Source organism: Pectobacterium carotovorum (assembly GCA_016415585.1).
In the GTDB taxonomy this organism is placed as follows: domain Bacteria; phylum Pseudomonadota; class Gammaproteobacteria; order Enterobacterales; family Enterobacteriaceae; genus Pectobacterium; species Pectobacterium carotovorum_K.
In genome coordinates, this window is the sequence record CP066552.1 from 3,400,690 (window position 1) to 3,418,041 (window position 17,352).

Consider the following 17,352-nt stretch of genomic DNA (forward strand, 5'->3'; position numbering starts at 1 on the left):
CCAGTTGCTGGCAATAATCCTTTAACAAGAGTGATGTTAATTAAAACGCATGAGCGACGACCATTCTCAAAACAGCGATGCACCCAGTCCCAAAAAGGGCTTCTTTTCTCTTATTCTTAATCAGCTTTTTCACGGCGAGCCAAAAGATCGTAACGGTTTACTCACTCTGATTCGTGATTCCGAACAGAATGATCTGATCGATCCTGAAACACGAGATATGCTCGAAGGCGTCATGGATATCGCCGACCAGCGTGTACGCGACATCATGATCCCTCGCTCGCAGATGATTACGCTCAAGCGCGATCAAACGCTGGAAGAGTGTCTGGACGTGATTATCGAATCCGCCCACTCTCGTTTCCCCGTCATTAGCGAAGATAAAGACCACATTGAAGGCATCCTGATGGCGAAGGATTTGCTGCCGTTCATGCGCAGCGATTCCGAGCCATTCAGTATGGATAAAGTTCTGCGTTCCGCCGTGGTTGTGCCGGAAAGTAAACGCGTTGATAGGATGCTGAATGAGTTCCGTTCGCTGCGCTATCACATGGCGATTGTCATCGATGAGTTTGGTGGCGTATCCGGCCTGGTCACGATTGAAGATATTCTTGAGCTGATTGTCGGCGAAATTGAAGACGAATATGACGATGAAGAAGACCGAGATATTCGCCAGCTTAATCGCCAGACCTACACCGTTCGTGCTTTAACCGATATCGAAGATTTTAACGAGGCTTTCGGCACACGGTTCAGCGATGACGAGGTCGACACTATTGGCGGCTTGGTTATGCAGTCTTTCGGCCATCTTCCTGCCCGTGGCGAAACCATCGACATAGAAGGTTACCTGTTTAAGGTTGCGATGGCGGACAGCCGCCGTATTATTCAGGTTCATGTCAGAATCCCTGACAATGCCCCTCAACCAAAATTGGAAGAATAATTTGGCAATGGTTGTCGCTTCTTTTCTACAACGCCAGCAGGTTAAAGCCCTGCTGGCGCTCTTATTTGGTGCCTGTGGCACGCTGGCATTTTCTCCCTTTGATTTCTGGCCCGCGGCGATTATCTCGCTCATGGGCCTACAGGCGCTGACGCTCAACCGTACGAGTCGTCAGTCAGCTTGGATAGGGTTTTGCTGGGGATTGGGTCTGTTCGGTAGCGGCGTTAACTGGGTTTACGTCAGCATCGCGCAGTTTGGCGGAATGCCGGGCCCTGTCAATATTGCGCTGGTTATCCTGCTCGCCGCCTATTTGTCGCTCTATCCCCTGCTGTTTTCTGCCTTGCTCTCACGCCTGTGGCCAAAGGCAACGCTATGGCGTCTGACGCTTGCTGCCCCTGTGCTCTGGCAGTTAACTGAATTTCTGCGCGGCTGGGTGCTCACCGGTTTTCCATGGCTGCAATTCGGCTACAGCCAAATTGACGGCCCGCTGAAAGGTATTGCGCCCATTCTGGGTATCGACACCATTACCTTCCTGCTGATGAGCCTCAGCGGGCTGTTCGTTTATGCCATCAGCCAACGAAAAATCGTACCGGCGGCCATTGCTATCGGCGTTTTCGTTTTATCATGGCCGCTGCGCAACGTGCAGTGGTACACCCTGCAAACAGAACGTGCCGTCAATGTCGCGCTGGTACAGGGCGATATCCCACAGGCTATGAAGTGGGAACAAGACGAGCTGCTGAACACGCTGAAGATTTATCTGGATAACAGCCTGCCCTATATGGACAAAGCGCCCATCGTTATCTGGCCGGAAACCGCGATTCCCGATATTGAAAGCCGTCAGGCTGCCTATTTGAAGCAGATTGACGATATCCTGCGTAGCCGAAATAGCAGCCTGATTACGGGTATCGTCGATATCAGGCGTGAGGGAAATAAAACCGATTTTTATAACTCAGTGATCGTTTTGGGCGACAAAGATCCATATCACTACCCCACAACGAACCGTTACAACAAAAACCATCTGGTGCCTTTTGGCGAGTTTGTTCCGTTGGAAACGTTGTTACGTCCGCTGGCACCGTTCTTCGATCTCCCGATGTCGTCATTTAGCCGAGGAGACTACGTTCAGCCCCAGCTTTCTGTTCATGGCTTCAAGCTCAACGCCGCTATTTGTTATGAAATTATCTTAGGCCAGCAATTGCGTGATAACTTCCGGCCAGACACCGATATGCTGCTGACCATCTCGAACGATGCCTGGTTTGGTCATTCAATCGGCCCGTGGCAACACTTCCAGATGGCTCGCATGCGCGCACTGGAATTAGGGCGCCCTCTGGTGCGTAGCACCAATAACGGCGTCACAGGGGTCATTACGCCAGATGGCGAGGTCGGCGCTAGCCTGCCGCAGTTTACGCGCGCGGTGCTGAGCACGCAGGTCGTGCCAGCAACGGGGATAACGCCTTATGCGCGCTTCGGTTCCTGGCCGCTCTGGATCATTACGCTACTGGGCGGTGCCGCTGCCGCTTTCTTCGGTTTGCGTCGCCGATAATCGTCCCCTCCTCACATCCCTAAGGGCATGCTTTTGCATGCCTTTTTTTATTTATGGCACGGTATTTGCCTCTTATTACCCTGTAAATGGTTGTTTCTGTATTTTTTTGGATATTACGTCGGCGTAAAGCTCTCTACTGGGGCAAGTGACGCACCAAATTGGTGCCACCCTTTGACATTGCTGCCATTTGGTGCGGCGGATATCGCAAAAAACAAACATTTCTATTTCAATCTATTTACAATCAGCTACTTTTTAACTGTATAGACAGTAATTTCGCGCTTTAACGGTGCAGCGTTATCACTGAGAGGTAGCAAAGCATTATGAGTGATGCAGCGATACGCTGTTTACCTTGAAGACAATGCTAACTTGAAGATAACGGGCACATTAACCATACGGTTATTAATGACAGCGCTATAACTATTGCACTGCAACGACAGCAAAGGAGTTAGAACATGCAAATGCGTAAACTGGCATTATCACTGCTTCTGCTTGGCACCGCCGCCAGCGTAGCTCAGGCTGAAGATCTGGCCGGTACATTGAAAAAGGTCAAAGATAATGGCGTGATCGTCATTGGACACCGCGAATCGTCCGTGCCTTTCTCTTACTATGACAACACGCAAAAAGTGGTCGGCTACTCTCAAGCCTACTCTGACAAAATTGTCGAAGCGGTTAAGAAAAAACTGGATGCGCCTAATCTGCAGGTCAAGCTACTCCCTATCACCTCTCAGAATCGTATCCCGCTGTTGCAGAACGGTACCTTTGATTTTGAATGTGGCTCAACGACTAACAACCTGGAACGTCAGAAACAAGCCGCGTTCTCTAACACCATTTTCGTGGTCGGTACGCGTCTGTTAACCAAAAAAGATTCCGGCGTAAAAGACTTCCCAGATCTGGCGGGTAAAACCGTCGTAGTGACTTCCGGCACCACCTCTGAAGTTCTGCTGAACAAGCTGAATGAAGAAAAACAGCTGAAGATGCGTATCATCAGTGCGAAAGACCACGGTGACTCCTTTCGTACGCTGGAAAGCGGCCGTGCTGTCGCCTTTATGATGGATGATGCACTGCTGGCGGGCGAACGTGCGAAAGCGAAAAACGCCGATCAGTGGGATATCGTCGGCAAAGCACAGTCTGAAGAAGCCTACGGCTGTATGCTGCGTAAAGACGATCCGCAATTCAAGAAACTGGTTGATGACACCATCGCCGAAGTTCAAACCTCCGGTGAAGCTGAAAAATGGTTCGATCGCTGGTTCAAACAGCCAATTCCACCAAAAGATCTTAACCTGAACTTTGCACTGTCAGATGAAATGAAGGCCTTGTTCAAAGCGCCAAATGACAAAGCACTAAACTAATTAATAATGAAAATAAGGGCAGAGTCATCTGCCCTCTGATTGCTGATTCGTGGCAGGACAGACAGGCATGTGATGGTCGTTCCCCATCACATGTTGCCCCGAGAAATTTCGATAAACAGGAAAATAAACAATACGCCTGTAGTTTGAAACAGAACGGGAATATGGCCGCTCATCAATCTTCAGGGTAGCTTCGCTACCCTTTTTTTACCGGAGTTCGTTATGTCAATAGATTGGAACTGGGGCATATTTCTACAAGCCGCCCCCTTCGGCAACACAACCTACCTCGGGTGGATTTTGTCCGGTCTGCAAGTCACCGTCACATTATCTATCTGTGCCTGGATTATCGCGTTTCTCATTGGTTCTTTATTTGGAATCCTGCGTACCGTCCCAAATCGTTTCCTTGCGGGCATTGGCACCTGCTACGTCGAACTATTTCGCAACGTCCCACTGATTGTCCAGTTCTTTACCTGGTATCTGGTGGTCCCCGAGCTGCTTCCCGTCAACATCGGCATGTGGTTTAAAGCAGAGCTAGACCCGAATATTCAATTCTTCCTGTCATCGATGATTTGTCTGGGGCTCTTCACCGCAGCGCGCGTTTGTGAGCAGGTGCGCGCGGGAATTCAGTCTTTACCACGCGGACAGAAAGCGGCCGGGCTGGCGATGGGACTGACGCTGCCGCAAACCTACCGCTATGTGTTACTGCCGAATGCGTACCGCGTGATTGTTCCGCCGCTGACGTCAGAGATGCTGAATCTGGTAAAAAACTCGGCCATCGCTTCCACGATTGGTCTGGTTGATATGGCTGCACAGGCAGGGAAACTGCTGGACTATTCCGCCCACGCGTATGAATCCTTTACCGCCATCACGCTGGCGTACGTTGGCATCAATGCCATCATTATGTTGATTATGCAGGTCGTTGAGCGAAAAACCCGTTTGCCGGGCAATATGGGGAGCAAATAAATCATGCATGAATTTGACTGGAGCTCAATTGGGCCAAGCATGCCGTACCTGATTCAGGGGATGGTCGTCACACTCAAAATTACGCTAACGGCGGTGGTCTTCGGGATTGTCTGGGGCACGATTCTGGCGGTGATGCGCCTGTCGCCGATCAAACCCATCAGTTGGTTCGCCAAACTGTATGTGAACCTGTTCCGTTCAGTTCCGCTCGTCATGGTGCTGCTGTGGTTCTATCTGGTGGTTCCTAGCTTATTACAAAATGTGCTTGGGCTATCGCCGAAAACCGATATTCGACTGATTTCAGCTATGGTAGCCTTCTCGCTGTTCGAGGCAGCCTATTATTCGGAAATCATTCGTGCGGGTATTCTCAGCGTGTCACGCGGTCAATCCTCCGCAGCGTTAGCATTAGGCATGACGCACTGGCAATCCATGAAGCTGGTTATTCTGCCACAGGCATTCCGCGCTATGGTGCCGCTGCTGCTGACGCAGGGGATTGTTCTGTTCCAGGATACCTCACTGGTTTACGTGCTCAGCCTCGCTGATTTCTTCCGTACCGCCTCAACCATCGGCGAGCGTGACGGAACACAAGTTGAAATGATCCTGTTTGCTGGGTTCATTTATTTTCTCTTCAGCATTACTGCCTCAATGCTGGTCAGTTACCTGAAAAAAAGGACGGTTTGATGATTTCCCTGAAAAATGTTTCTAAATGGTACGGCCAATTTCAGGTGCTAGCCGACTGCTCCACAGAAGTAAAAAAAGGTGAAGTTGTGGTCGTCTGCGGGCCTTCAGGCTCTGGCAAATCAACCCTGATCAAAACCGTAAACGGTCTGGAACCGATTCAAAAAGGTGAAATTACCGTCAATGGCATTGCCGTTAACGATAACAAAACCAATCTGGCTCAGTTGCGTTCCAAAGTCGGGATGGTGTTCCAGCACTTTGAACTGTTCCCACACCTGTCGATTATCGAGAACCTGACGCTGGCACAGGTAAAAGTGCTGAAACGTAAGCGTGAAGACGCCAAAGCCAAAGCACAGAAGCTTCTGGAGCGTGTTGGGCTATCAGCACACGCCAACAAATTCCCAGGGCAGCTTTCCGGTGGTCAGCAACAGCGTGTCGCTATCGCCCGCGCGCTGTGCATGGATCCTATTGCGATGTTATTCGACGAACCGACATCCGCGCTCGATCCAGAGATGATCAACGAAGTGTTGGACGTTATGGTTGAATTGGCGCAGGAAGGCATGACCATGATGGTCGTCACCCATGAAATGGGCTTTGCCCGTAAAGTGGCGCACCGCGTGATCTTTATGGATGAGGGCAAAATCGTTGAAGACACCCGCAAGGATGATTTCTTCAATAACCCACAGTCCGAACGCGCTAAAGACTTCCTGGCGAAAATCCTGCATTAATATCTGCAGACATGCTTTGCAGGACGAGAACGGTGGTAATGGGGTAGAAGAGTAAAGCGTCCGCGCCAAGGACAAAGGCGTTAGGAACGCCTTTGAACGTCGCTTGCGACGGCCCTGAAAGGGTGAATCTCAGGGATGAGATTCATATCCGCGCGGCTCGAGCGTACAGGGACGTACTTGCAGCGTCTTTACGATCTACCCATTACCACCGCTCGCCGCCCCAACAGCCTACGGCTGAAACGGCTGACGGTGGAACAGGTCATGCGAGCATTTCGGGCAGAGTGGCAAAACCTCCGGCGTGTAGAACGCAATATGATGATGGCAGTTCTCGCACACCAGATTACCTAGCCCCACCACTTCACCGCTGTGGTACACCCCGTGGTGATTCACATCTTTGAAGATCTCGCGCCACTCTAGCTGCGTTTTATCCGTAATATCTGCCAGTTCCTGCCACAGGCTTTCCTTGATGACTCGCATAAAAACGCTGTCAGTAAACTCATCCTGACTTTCGTTATAGCTGCGGGCAAACTCTTCGAGATCGCGCTGAACAGCCTGAATCACCTGCTCTATTTCTTTCTGCGTCAGCTCCGAGCTTTCCTGCAAGGTTTTACGGGCGCTCAGCACCAGACTGTCGAGATCGCGTTCACCGTTGTTCAGCCGGGCCGTCACTGAAGCCATTAACTCGCGGTAATAGCGGGCTAGTTTATTCATGCTTCCTCCTGAATAAGCGGGTTGAAGGGTGATAAAGAACGCATATTCGCCGTCTGGCACACCGGGCCAAAAACCGCTACGTTGCCTATCTCTCTCTATTTTAGATTATTTTTGCCATTCTTCTGGTGAATTGTCGCTAATTTGCGCAACAGCTCGCAGTCTATCGCTCACAAATCAGAAATATTCCTCAGCCGGGCGCTGGGTGTTGTTGCCCGCGTCGCTTACGGCTATGCTATGCGGATCTTTTGTTATGAATCAGAACAGGCTACTCACGTAGCGATTCTTCACTAAACAGGACCCCTGGCAGCCATGCAAGAGCAATACCGCCCAGAAGAGATAGAAGCGGACGTCCAGCTTCACTGGCAAGAGAAGCAGACCTTTAAAGTCACCGAACAGCCCGGCAAGGAAAAATACTATTGCCTTTCCATGCTGCCTTACCCTTCTGGCCGACTACATATGGGCCACGTCCGTAACTACACCATCGGCGACGTGATCTCCCGCTATCAGCGCATGCTGGGAAAAAACGTCCTGCAACCGATCGGTTGGGATGCCTTTGGCCTGCCGGCAGAAGGGGCAGCAGTTAAAAACAACACCGCGCCTGCCCCTTGGACATACGCCAACATCGACTACATGAAAAACCAGCTCAAACTGCTGGGCTTTGGCTATGACTGGGATCGTGAAGTCGCGACCTGTAAACCAGACTACTACCGCTGGGAACAGTGGTTCTTCACTAAGCTGTACGAGAAAGGTCTGGTTTATAAAAAAACCTCCGCCGTTAACTGGTGTCCGAATGACCAGACCGTACTGGCGAACGAACAGGTTATCGACGGCTGCTGCTGGCGCTGTGACACCAAAGTCGAACGTAAAGAGATTCCGCAGTGGTTTATCAAGATCACCGCTTATGCAGACCAATTGCTGAACGATTTGGATACGCTGGAAAGCTGGCCTGAACAGGTCAAAACCATGCAGCGTAACTGGATTGGTCGTTCCGAAGGTGTAGAAATCACCTTTGACGTGGCGGACAGCGCAGAGAAACTGACTGTCTATACCACACGTCCGGATACATTCATGGGCGTGACCTACGTTGCCGTTGCTGCCGGTCACCCTCTCGCTGCGCAAGCTGCTGCAACCAACCCAGCGCTGGCCGATTTCATTGCTGAATGCCGTAATACCAAAGTCGCCGAAGCCGATATGGCGACGATGGAGAAAAAAGGCATGGCCACTGGCCTGTATGCTATTCACCCGCTTAACGGTGAGAAAGTCGCTATCTGGGTCGCCAACTTCGTCCTGATGGAATACGGTACAGGCGCAGTGATGGCCGTTCCGGGCCACGACCAGCGCGACTGGGAATTCGCCACCAAATACGATCTATCCATCAAGCCGGTTATCCTGAATGCCGACGGCAGCGAGCCTGATCTGTCCGCTCAGGCGATGACGGAAAAAGGCAACCTGTTCAACTCTGGTGAGTTTGACGGTCTGGATTTCGAAGCCGGGTTCAACGCCATGGCCGATAAGCTGGTCGAAAAAGGCATCGGCGAGCGTAAAGTCAACTATCGCCTGCGTGACTGGGGTGTCTCCCGCCAGCGTTATTGGGGTGCTCCAATCCCAATGGTGACGCTGGAAGACGGTACCGTTATCCCGACACCAGAAGATCAGTTGCCGGTTATCCTGCCGGAAGATGTCGTGATGGATGGCATCACCAGCCCGCTGAAATCTAACCCGGAATGGGCGAAGACGACCGTTAACGGTCAGCCAGCGCTGCGTGAAACCGACACGTTCGACACCTTTATGGAATCGTCCTGGTACTACGCGCGCTACACCTGCCCGCAGTACGATCAGGGAATGCTGGATCCGGCTGCCGCCAACTACTGGCTGCCCGTTGACCAATACGTTGGCGGTATCGAACACGCCATCATGCACCTGATGTATTTCCGCTTCTTCCACAAACTGATGCGCGACGCTGGTCTGGTTACCTCTGATGAACCCGCCAAACGCCTGCTGTGTCAGGGCATGGTGCTGGCCGATGCCTTCTATTATCTCGGTAATAACGGCGAGCGCGTCTGGGTTTCTCCGACCGACGTCACCGTTGACCGTGATGAGAAAGGACGCATTGTCAAAGCCGTAGATAACGAAGGCCGTGACGTGGTTTACGCGGGCATGAGCAAAATGTCGAAGTCCAAAAACAACGGCATCGACCCGCAGGTCATGGTAGAGAAATACGGTGCAGATACCGTTCGTCTGTTCATGATGTTTGCTTCTCCGGCAGAAATGACGCTGGAATGGCAGGAATCCGGCGTAGAAGGCGCAAACCGCTTCCTGAAACGCGTCTGGAGACAAGCCTTCGAGCATACCGAGAAAGGTGCGGTAACGGCTCTGGATATCGCTACACTGACTGAAGATCAGAAATCACTGCGCCGCGACCTGCACAAAACGATCGCTAAAGTGACCGATGATATCGGCCGTCGTCAGACCTTCAACACCGCGATCGCCGCCATCATGGAACTGATGAACAAACTGGCGAAAGCGCCGCAGGACAGCGATCAGGATCGCGCACTGACGCAGGAAACGCTGCTGGCCGTCGTTCGTATGCTGTATCCGTTCACGCCGCACGTCTGCTTCACGCTGTGGCAGGCGCTGCAAGGTGAAGGCGACGTCGATACTGCACCGTGGCCAGTTGCAGATGAAAACGCAATGGTTGAAGATTCCAAGCTGGTCGTTGTTCAGGTTAACGGTAAAGTACGTGGTAAAATCACCGTTGCCGCTGACGCGAGCGAAGAACAGGTTCGCGAACGCGCTGCTCAGGAACCGCTGGTCGCGAAATATCTGGACGGCGTCACGGTTCGTAAAGTGATTTATGTCCCTGGCAAACTGCTTAACCTGGTTGTGGGTTAAGGCAAGGAGGAACTGTGCGACATCGTCTATTCACGTTGTTGCTGGGGCTGGCGGTGTTAATCACCGCGGGCTGCGGTTTTCATCTGCGCGGCACGACACAAGTGCCTGCGCAGTTACAAACACTGGTGCTCGACAGCAGCGATCCTTATGGCCCGCTAACGCGTGCAGTACGTGAGCAGCTCCGTCTTAGCGATGTAAAAATCGTTGACGATGCGACGCGTCAGGATATCCCGTCTCTGCGGGTACTGGGCTCAAGCGAAACGCGCGATACCGTCTCTATTTTTCAGGACGGTAAAACAGCGGAGTACCAGATGGTGCTGACGTTGCAGGCGCAGGTGCTGATGCCGGGTGAAGATATTTATCCGCTCAGCGTGACGGTGTTCCGCACGTTCTTTGATAACCCGCTGGCTGCACTGGCGAAAGATGCCGAACAGGACATCGTCCGTCAGGAAATGCGCGAGCAGGCTGCCCAGCAGTTGGTGCGTAAATTGCTGACCATCAACGGTAGTCAGGAAGTCAAAAATCGGTTGCAGTCCACTGATTCACCTACTGCCGCCACGCGTTCATGATTCGGCTTTACCCCGAACAACTCACCGCGCAGCTCCATGAGGGGCTGCGCGGTTGTTATTTGGTCTTTGGTTCAGACCCGCTCCTGCTGCAGGAAAGTCTCGACAGCATCAAACGGGTCGCTCAACAGCACGAATTCAGCGAGCATTTCAGTTTCATCCTGGATCTTCATACCGACTGGGATGCGATTTTCAGCACCTGTCAGGCGCTCAGCCTGTTCGCCTCGCGCCAATCGCTCTTACTGGTCTTGCCGGAGAACGGTCCAAATGCCGCGATGGGTGAAAATCTGGTTAAGCTCTCTGGATTATTGCACCCCGATATTTTGCTGATTCTGCGCGGTCATAAGCTGACCAAAGCGCAGGAAAACAGCGCCTGGTTCAAAGCGCTGGCGCAAGACAGCGTCTATATCAATTGTCTTACACCAGAACAGGCACAGCTTCCCCGCTGGGTCGCCCAGCGTGCCAAATCCATGAAGTTGACGCTGGATGAACAAGCCACGCAGCTCATTTGCTATTGCTATGAAGGCAACCTGCTTGCGCTGTCTCAGGCGTTAGAGCGGCTGGCACTGCTTTATCCCGATGGCAAGCTGACCCTACCGCGTGTGGAAAGCGCAGTTAATGATGCCGCTCACTTCACGCCGTTCCATTGGCTGGATGCATTACTGGCAGGAAAAGGCAAACGCGCCTGGCACATTTTGCAGCAGCTAAAACAGGAAGATTGCGAACCTGTCATTTTGCTACGCACGCTACAGCGTGAACTGCTACAGCTGCTGGCGCTGAAACGGCGCATGTCAGACACGCCGCTGCGTACGCTATTCGATCAGCAAAAAGTGTGGCAAAACCGACGTGACCTGCTCACTCAGGCATTACAGCGGCTCTCTCTTCAGCAGCTACAACAGGCCGTACGATTGTTGACGCAGGTAGAAATAACCTTAAAGCAAGACTATGGTCAGTCCGTTTGGTCTGAACTGGAATCGCTTGCCATGCTGCTGTGCGGCAAAGCCTTGCCGGAGGCATTGATCTGAATACGTCACCCGCTACGCCATCGCTGACCGCATTTTTTGGCGGTACGTTCGACCCCATTCATTACGGTCATCTTCAGCCAGTGGCCGCACTAGCAAAGCTCGTGGGGCTGACTCAAGTCGTCCTGATGCCCAATAACGTTCCGCCACACCGGCAGCAGCCCGAAGCCAGTTCCCGACAGCGTTTTCATATGGCTGAGCTGGCCGTTGAAGGCAACCCGCTATTTACCGTGGACGATCGTGAACTGAAACGGCAAACCCCCTCCTATACCACCGATACGCTGGAGGCGTTGCGGGCTGAAAAAGGCTGTGATGCACCGCTGGGCTTTATCATCGGGCAAGATTCTCTGCTGACGCTACACCATTGGCATCGCTGGCAAGATCTGCTGAACGTTTGTCATTTGCTGGTATGCGCTCGGCCCGGCTATCGCTCGACGCTGGAAACGCCCGAGCTACAACAGTGGCTGGACGATCATCTGACGCACACGCCGGACGATCTTCATCAGCAACCGCATGGGCGGATTTTTTTGGCAGACACGCCGCTGGTCACCATTTCCGCAACGGACATTCGCCAACGTCGCCAGCAAGGTCTGGACTGTCACGATTTATTACCTCCCGCCGTGCTCAGCTACATCGACGAAAGCGGCCTGTACCAATAACGCCGCTTTTCCTGCCCATCAACCACGGGCTTTATACCACTCGGTAAAAGTGCGTGATATACTCCGCGGCTGGTTTCAATCACCAGGAAAAGCGGAAATTATCGGCAATTACTCGGTGATTCACCTTTTTCTTAAACCATTCAGCGCCACACGCGTTCGTCAGTTGCTGACAAAACGCCATTGAGGGGGAACCTTTGCAAGGCCAAGCACTCCAAGACTTCGTTATTGATAAGGTCGATGACTTAAAAGCCCAAGATATTGTTGCACTTAACGTGCAGGGTAAGTCCAGCATCACCGATTACATGGTTATCTGTACGGGAACCTCTACGCGTCATGTCGCGTCTATTGCCGATCACGTTGTGCAGTCTTCACGCGCCGCGGGTCTGATCCCACTCGGTGTCGAGGGCGAAAGTGCTGCTGACTGGGTTGTTGTCGATTTAGGTGACGTGATGGTTCATGTCATGCAAGAAGAAAGCCGCCAGTTGTACGAATTAGAAAAGCTGTGGGGCTAGTATGAAACTGCAACTGGTTGCCGTTGGCACCAAAATGCCCGACTGGGTGCAGACTGGTTTCACCGATTATCTGCGCCGTTTCCCAAAGGACATGCCTTTCGAATTACTCGAAATTCCGGCGGGGAAACGGGGTAAAAATGCGGACATTAAACGCATTCTGGAGCGCGAAGGCGAACAGATGCTAGCCGCAGTAGGCAAAGGCAACCGCATTGTTACGCTGGATATTCCAGGGACTCGCTGGGAGACGCCGCAGTTGGCGCAACAGCTGGAGCGCTGGAAACAGGACGGGCGCGACGTCAGTCTGTTGATAGGCGGGCCTGAAGGGCTTTCACCAGAATGCAAAGCCGCAGCGGAACAAAGCTGGTCGCTCTCTCCGTTAACACTGCCGCACCCGCTCGTTCGTGTACTGGTGGCAGAGAGCCTGTATCGAGCATGGAGCATTACGACTAATCACCCTTACCATCGGGAGTAAGGCGATACGATGAAACCTGTGAAATAACGCTGGATGAAAGTAGAACGTAAACCCTTTCGTGATTATACGGCAGAGTCCGCCTTGTTCGTGCGCCGTGCTTTGGTGGCATTTCTAGGCATTTTGCTGCTTTCTGGTGTATTAGTCGCTAATCTTTATCATCTGCAAATTGTGCGTGTTGATGACTACCGCACACGTTCTAACGAGAACCGCATTAAGCTGGTTCCGATCGCGCCCAGCCGCGGCATTATCTATGACCGTAACGGCATCCCGCTGGCGTTGAACCGTACCATCTATCAGTTAGAACTGGTACCCGATAAAGTCGACAACCTGAAAGACACGCTCGAAGCCCTGCGCCCTGTCGTCGATTTGACCGATAACGATCTGGAAAATTTTGAAAAAGAGCGCAAGCGCTCACGCCGTTTTACCTCTATCCCTGTAAAAAGCGGGCTGGATGAGATTCAGGTCGCCCGTTTTGCCGTCAACCAATATCGCTTCCCCGGTGTTGAAGTTAAAGGCTATCAACGCCGCTATTATCCTTATGGCTCTGCCCTGACGCATGTCACAGGTTATGTTTCCAAAATCACCGATAAAGATGTGGAGCGGCTGACCAAAGAAGAAAAAATTGCAGATTATGCCGCCACACGTGACATCGGTAAGCTGGGTATTGAACGCCATTACGAAGATCTGCTCCACGGCAAGCCGGGATATGAGGAAGTTGAAGTTAACAACCGTGGCCGCGTGATCCGCCAGCTCCACGAACAGCCGCCGCAGGCTGGGCGTGATATTTATCTGACGCTGGATCTGAGCCTGCAAATCTACATTGAGAAACTGCTGGGAGGTAGCCGCGCCGCAGTGATCGTCACTGACCCACGCGACGGTGGTATTCTGGCGATGGTTTCCACACCCAGCTACGATCCCAATTTGTTTGTTGACGGTATTTCCACCAAAAATTATAACAAACTACAAAACGATCCCGACCGTCCTTTGATCAACCGAGCAACACAGGGGATTTATCCCCCCGCCTCCACCGTTAAACCTTATATCGCGGTTTCCGCCCTGACAGCTGGCGTGATCACCACTAACACCAGCCTGTTCGATCCTGGCTGGTGGCAATTACCGGGCTCCGAAAAGCGCTTCCGTGACTGGAAAAAGTGGGGACATGGTCGTCTTAACCTCACCAAATCGCTGGAAGAATCCGCGGATACCTTCTTCTATCAGGTCGCTTATGACATGGGTATCGATCGCCTGTCTGAATGGATGAGCAAATTTGGTTACGGCGAGAAAACCGGCATCGATATTTCAGAAGAAAGCAAAGGCAATATGCCAACGCGCGAGTGGAAATTAGGACGGTTCAAAAAGCCCTGGTATCAGGGAGATACCATTCCAGTAGGAATTGGCCAAGGCTACTGGACCGCGACGCCTATCCAAATGAATAAGGCACTGGTTACGCTGATCAACGACGGTCAAGTCAAAACGCCGCATCTGCTTTATAGCTCGCGGGAAAATGGCAAGATTGTGCCTTTCCGGCAGACAGAGAATCAGCAAATTGGCAACATCCACTCTGGCTATTGGGAAGTGGCGAAGGATGGGATGTATGGCGTAGCTAATCGACCTAACGGAACTGCCCGCAAAAGCTTTGAGGATGCGCCTTATAAAATTGCAGCCAAATCCGGTACGGCGCAGGTTTTCGGCCTGAAAGAAAACGAAACCTATAATGCGCACAAGATCGCAGAACATCTGCGTGACCATAAATTAATGGTTGCGTTTGCCCCGTATAAAGACCCTAAAGTAGCGATGTCGATTATTCTGGAAAACGGTGGAGCAGGCCCGACCGTTGGCACCATCACCCGCCAGATCCTTGACCATATTCTGCTGGGTGATAACAATACCGATTTACCTAGTGCGCCTCCTGCGCCGCCGGGTAGCGAGAGTGAGTAACAGACAGTCATGACCGATAGCCAACAAAAGGGATCGTTCTGGGCGAAAATCCATATCGACCTCCCGTTTCTTCTCTGCATCCTGGCTCTGCTGGGCTATAGCCTATTTGTCTTATGGAGCGCCAGCGGGCAGGACATCGGCATGATGGAACGAAAAGTCGTTCAAATCGTGTTGGGGTTTACGGTGATGATCGTGATGGCGCAAATTCCCCCGCGCGTATACGAAGGCTGGGCCCCCTACCTCTACATCGTCTGCGTGATTTTGCTACTCATCGTGGATATTTTTGGGCAGATCAGTAAAGGCGCACAGCGCTGGCTGGATCTGGGCTTTATTCGCTTTCAGCCGTCAGAAATTGCCAAAATCGCCGTACCGCTGATGGTCGCGCGTTTTATCAACCGTGATATGTGTCCACCGTCGTTAAAAAATACGGCAATCGCGCTGGTGCTGATTTTTGTCCCTACGCTGCTGGTTGCCGCACAGCCCGACTTAGGTACCTCGATTCTGGTCGCGCTATCAGGGTTATTTGTGCTTTTCCTCGCAGGCATGAGCTGGCGGTTAATTGGCATCGCCGTACTGCTACTCGCCGCTTTTATTCCTATACTCTGGTTTTTCCTGATGCATGACTATCAGCGCGCCAGGGTCATGATGCTGCTCGATCCAGAAAGCGATCCGCTCGGGGCCGGGTACCATATTATTCAGTCGAAAATTGCGATAGGCTCAGGTGGCCTGTCTGGGAAAGGCTGGCTGCATGGCACACAGTCTCAGTTAGAGTTTCTGCCAGAGCGCCACACCGACTTTATCTTTGCTGTGTTGTCAGAAGAGCTCGGGTTAATCGGCGTCTTAATTCTGCTCGCCATGTATCTGTTCATGATCATGCGCGGTCTAGTCATCGCCGCGAATGCGCAAACTTCGTTCGGCCGGGTCATGGTCGGCGGGCTAATGTTGATTCTGTTTTTCTATGTGTTCGTCAATATCGGGATGGTCAGCGGTATACTTCCCGTCGTTGGCGTGCCGCTGCCGCTAGTCAGCTACGGCGGGTCGGCGCTGGTCGTCTTAATGGCGGGGTTCGGTATCGTCATGTCGATACATACTCACCGCAAACTGCTATCTAAGAATTTATAACACGAGGTGAGCAATGCGTAAGGATTGGCTTTGGGTCGGCGTAGCAACTCTGGCGCTTGCGGCCTGTACCACAACGGAACAACGGCAACCTACGCCGCCCGTGACTCAGGTTTACAGCGGACCGACGGAAGAGATCGGTGGCGCAGAACCACGTTATGAACCCTATAACCAGGGCACGCTGCAAGACTACAACATCAAAGGCAAGATCTATAAGATTGTCAAAAATCCGCAAAATTTTAGCGAGACAGGTTTAGCGGCATGGTATGGCGAAGAAGCCAGCGGCAACCGCACGTCAATCGGCGAAACGTTTGACCCTAATGCAATAACCGCTGCCCACCCGACGCTGCCTCTGCCAAGCTATGTCCGCGTGACCAACCTGAGTAACGGTCGCCGTCTGGTGGTACGTGTGAACGATCGCGGGCCGTATACGCCGGGCAGAATTATCGATCTGTCGAAGGCCGCAGGCGATCGGCTGAACATCTCGAACAATACCAAAGTAAAAGTGGACTTCATCAACGTCGCGCCAGACGGCACGCTCTCCGGTCCCGGAACCGTGGGCACCACCGTCGCCAAGCAAAGCTTCGCCCTGCCGGAACGCCCGAGCTTCGGCGCCAGCGGGCTGGGTACACCGATAATGGAAACGACGTCACCCACGCCCAACAGCGCCGTACGCCCGATCAGTAATAGCAGCCTGAGCACACCAACAGAAGATGCTCAGCCGCAGAGCAGCACACCATCACACAGCGGCGGTTTTTTGGGTGCGCCTTCCGCTCTGCGTGCTGGCGTGGTTGAATCCAGCGTGACGCCAGCGGTAGCGCCATCATCATCCGCTGCGCCAATGAATGTCGCGCCAGCAGCGGCTGCGGTTACTGCTCCTGTGGCTGCAACGCCTTCCGCCACGGGTCGCTATGTGGTTCAGGTCGGTGCACTGAGCGATCAGCAGCGCGCGCAAACCTGGCAGCGCAGCCTGAGCGAACGCTTCCGCGTGGCCGGGAAAGTCACGGCGAGCGGCGGCCTGTATCGTATTCAACTGGGGCCATTCCAGAATCGTCAGCAAGCCGCTGAACTTCAACAACGTTTGTCAGTCGAAGCTCAGCAGCAGTCGTTTATTACCGCCGCACCCAGCACCCTCTAGTAACGGATAATCGGCAGACTCACGCAGCGAAAAAGGCGGCTATGGCATTGAACATACCGCCCTTTTGCAAAATCACGTAACGTAATGTCTGATGCCTGCCTATTTCCCATCTGCTATAGTGTGGCTCGTTTTTTAACTCATACCCA

The 17,352-nt window shown here is 52.5% G+C and carries 16 protein-coding genes; 15 read left to right on the forward strand and 1 reads right to left on the reverse strand.

Translation table 11 applies throughout. The features are described from left to right. Nucleotides 1-49 precede the first annotated feature (49 nt). From corC to JFY74_15220, 6 genes are all read left to right on the forward strand, one after another. On the forward strand, nucleotides 50-928 hold the full coding sequence (gene corC, locus JFY74_15195) for a CNNM family magnesium/cobalt transport protein CorC (protein ID QQG27430.1): 879 nt from the start codon (nucleotides 50-52) through the stop codon (nucleotides 926-928). Between the two features lie 7 nt (nucleotides 929-935). After that, on the forward strand, nucleotides 936-2,465 hold the full coding sequence (gene lnt, locus JFY74_15200; protein QQG30554.1) for an apolipoprotein N-acyltransferase: 1,530 nt from the start codon (nucleotides 936-938) through the stop codon (nucleotides 2,463-2,465). A gap of 452 nt (nucleotides 2,466-2,917) precedes the next feature. Then, nucleotides 2,918-3,814: an amino acid ABC transporter substrate-binding protein gene (locus JFY74_15205; protein ID QQG27431.1), complete on the forward strand. Its 897-nt coding sequence runs from the start codon at nucleotides 2,918-2,920 to the stop codon at nucleotides 3,812-3,814. Between the two features lie 219 nt (nucleotides 3,815-4,033). Continuing rightward, a complete protein-coding gene (locus tag JFY74_15210; GenBank protein QQG27432.1) occupies nucleotides 4,034-4,774 on the forward strand; it encodes an amino acid ABC transporter permease in 741 nt (246 codons plus the stop codon). 3 nt (nucleotides 4,775-4,777) lie between these two features. Further along, nucleotides 4,778-5,452, forward strand: a complete 675-nt coding sequence (gene gltK, locus JFY74_15215; protein ID QQG27433.1) for a glutamate/aspartate ABC transporter permease GltK — start codon at nucleotides 4,778-4,780, stop codon at nucleotides 5,450-5,452. Next, nucleotides 5,452-6,177: an amino acid ABC transporter ATP-binding protein gene (locus tag JFY74_15220; protein QQG27434.1), complete on the forward strand. Its 726-nt coding sequence runs from the start codon at nucleotides 5,452-5,454 to the stop codon at nucleotides 6,175-6,177. The genes gltK and JFY74_15220 overlap by 1 nt, the downstream gene beginning before the upstream one ends. Nucleotides 6,178-6,405: 228 nt before the next feature. Here JFY74_15220 and JFY74_15225 read toward each other — a convergent pair whose 3' ends face one another. After that, nucleotides 6,406-6,888 carry a zinc ribbon-containing protein gene (locus JFY74_15225; GenBank protein ID QQG27435.1) on the reverse strand — a complete coding sequence of 161 codons (483 nt, stop codon included), beginning with the start codon at nucleotides 6,886-6,888 and terminating at the stop codon, nucleotides 6,406-6,408. A gap of 309 nt (nucleotides 6,889-7,197) precedes the next feature. Between JFY74_15225 and leuS the strand changes: the two genes are divergently transcribed. The 9 genes from leuS (at nucleotide 7,198) to rlpA (ending at nucleotide 17,206) form a co-directional block, all read left to right on the forward strand. After that, nucleotides 7,198-9,780 carry a leucine--tRNA ligase gene (gene leuS / locus JFY74_15230; protein QQG27436.1) on the forward strand — a complete coding sequence of 861 codons (2,583 nt, stop codon included), beginning with the start codon at nucleotides 7,198-7,200 and terminating at the stop codon, nucleotides 9,778-9,780. Between the two features lie 14 nt (nucleotides 9,781-9,794). Further along, nucleotides 9,795-10,349, forward strand: a complete 555-nt coding sequence (gene lptE, locus JFY74_15235) for an LPS assembly lipoprotein LptE (GenBank protein ID QQG27437.1) — start codon at nucleotides 9,795-9,797, stop codon at nucleotides 10,347-10,349. Next, nucleotides 10,346-11,371, forward strand: a complete 1,026-nt coding sequence (holA, locus tag JFY74_15240) for a DNA polymerase III subunit delta (protein QQG27438.1) — start codon at nucleotides 10,346-10,348, stop codon at nucleotides 11,369-11,371. The genes lptE and holA overlap by 4 nt, the downstream gene beginning before the upstream one ends. After that, on the forward strand, nucleotides 11,338-12,027 hold the full coding sequence (gene nadD, locus JFY74_15245; protein ID QQG27439.1) for a nicotinate-nucleotide adenylyltransferase: 690 nt from the start codon (nucleotides 11,338-11,340) through the stop codon (nucleotides 12,025-12,027). Before holA ends, nadD begins: the two co-directional genes overlap by 34 nt. 194 nt (nucleotides 12,028-12,221) lie before the next feature. Further along, a complete protein-coding gene (rsfS, locus tag JFY74_15250; GenBank protein QQG27440.1) occupies nucleotides 12,222-12,539 on the forward strand; it encodes a ribosome silencing factor in 318 nt (105 codons plus the stop codon). 1 nt (nucleotide 12,540) lies between these two features. Next, complete coding sequence (rlmH, locus tag JFY74_15255; GenBank protein ID QQG27441.1) at nucleotides 12,541-13,011, forward strand: 23S rRNA (pseudouridine(1915)-N(3))-methyltransferase RlmH; 471 nt, start codon at nucleotides 12,541-12,543, stop codon at nucleotides 13,009-13,011. Between the two features lie 33 nt (nucleotides 13,012-13,044). Continuing rightward, complete coding sequence (gene mrdA / locus JFY74_15260) at nucleotides 13,045-14,949, forward strand: peptidoglycan DD-transpeptidase MrdA (protein QQG27442.1); 1,905 nt, start codon at nucleotides 13,045-13,047, stop codon at nucleotides 14,947-14,949. Between the two features lie 9 nt (nucleotides 14,950-14,958). Continuing rightward, nucleotides 14,959-16,071 carry a peptidoglycan glycosyltransferase MrdB gene (gene mrdB, locus JFY74_15265; GenBank protein QQG27443.1) on the forward strand — a complete coding sequence of 371 codons (1,113 nt, stop codon included), beginning with the start codon at nucleotides 14,959-14,961 and terminating at the stop codon, nucleotides 16,069-16,071. Between the two features lie 13 nt (nucleotides 16,072-16,084). Next, nucleotides 16,085-17,206, forward strand: coding sequence for an endolytic peptidoglycan transglycosylase RlpA (gene rlpA, locus JFY74_15270; GenBank protein ID QQG27444.1), 1,122 nt, complete (start codon nucleotides 16,085-16,087; stop codon nucleotides 17,204-17,206). Nucleotides 17,207-17,352 lie beyond the last annotated feature (146 nt).

What these genes read in the sequence shown, in the direction of transcription:
- corC (QQG27430.1), top strand. Translation starts at nt 50, where the DNA reads ATGAGCGACGACCATTCTCAAAACAGCGATGCACCCAGTCCCAAAAAG.
- JFY74_15210 (QQG27432.1), top strand. Translation starts at nt 4,034, where the DNA reads ATGTCAATAGATTGGAACTGGGGCATATTTCTACAAGCCGCCCCCTTC.
- leuS (QQG27436.1), top strand. Translation starts at nt 7,198, where the DNA reads ATGCAAGAGCAATACCGCCCAGAAGAGATAGAAGCGGACGTCCAGCTT.
- lnt (QQG30554.1), top strand. Translation starts at nt 936, where the DNA reads ATGGTTGTCGCTTCTTTTCTACAACGCCAGCAGGTTAAAGCCCTGCTG.
- mrdB (QQG27443.1), top strand. Translation starts at nt 14,959, where the DNA reads ATGACCGATAGCCAACAAAAGGGATCGTTCTGGGCGAAAATCCATATC.
- mrdA (QQG27442.1), top strand. Translation starts at nt 13,045, where the DNA reads ATGAAAGTAGAACGTAAACCCTTTCGTGATTATACGGCAGAGTCCGCC.
- JFY74_15225 (QQG27435.1), bottom strand. Translation starts at nt 6,888, where the DNA reads ATGAATAAACTAGCCCGCTATTACCGCGAGTTAATGGCTTCAGTGACG.
- holA (QQG27438.1), top strand. Translation starts at nt 10,346, where the DNA reads ATGATTCGGCTTTACCCCGAACAACTCACCGCGCAGCTCCATGAGGGG.
- rlpA (QQG27444.1), top strand. Translation starts at nt 16,085, where the DNA reads ATGCGTAAGGATTGGCTTTGGGTCGGCGTAGCAACTCTGGCGCTTGCG.
- JFY74_15205 (QQG27431.1), top strand. Translation starts at nt 2,918, where the DNA reads ATGCAAATGCGTAAACTGGCATTATCACTGCTTCTGCTTGGCACCGCC.
- JFY74_15220 (QQG27434.1), top strand. Translation starts at nt 5,452, where the DNA reads ATGATTTCCCTGAAAAATGTTTCTAAATGGTACGGCCAATTTCAGGTG.
- gltK (QQG27433.1), top strand. Translation starts at nt 4,778, where the DNA reads ATGCATGAATTTGACTGGAGCTCAATTGGGCCAAGCATGCCGTACCTG.
- rlmH (QQG27441.1), top strand. Translation starts at nt 12,541, where the DNA reads ATGAAACTGCAACTGGTTGCCGTTGGCACCAAAATGCCCGACTGGGTG.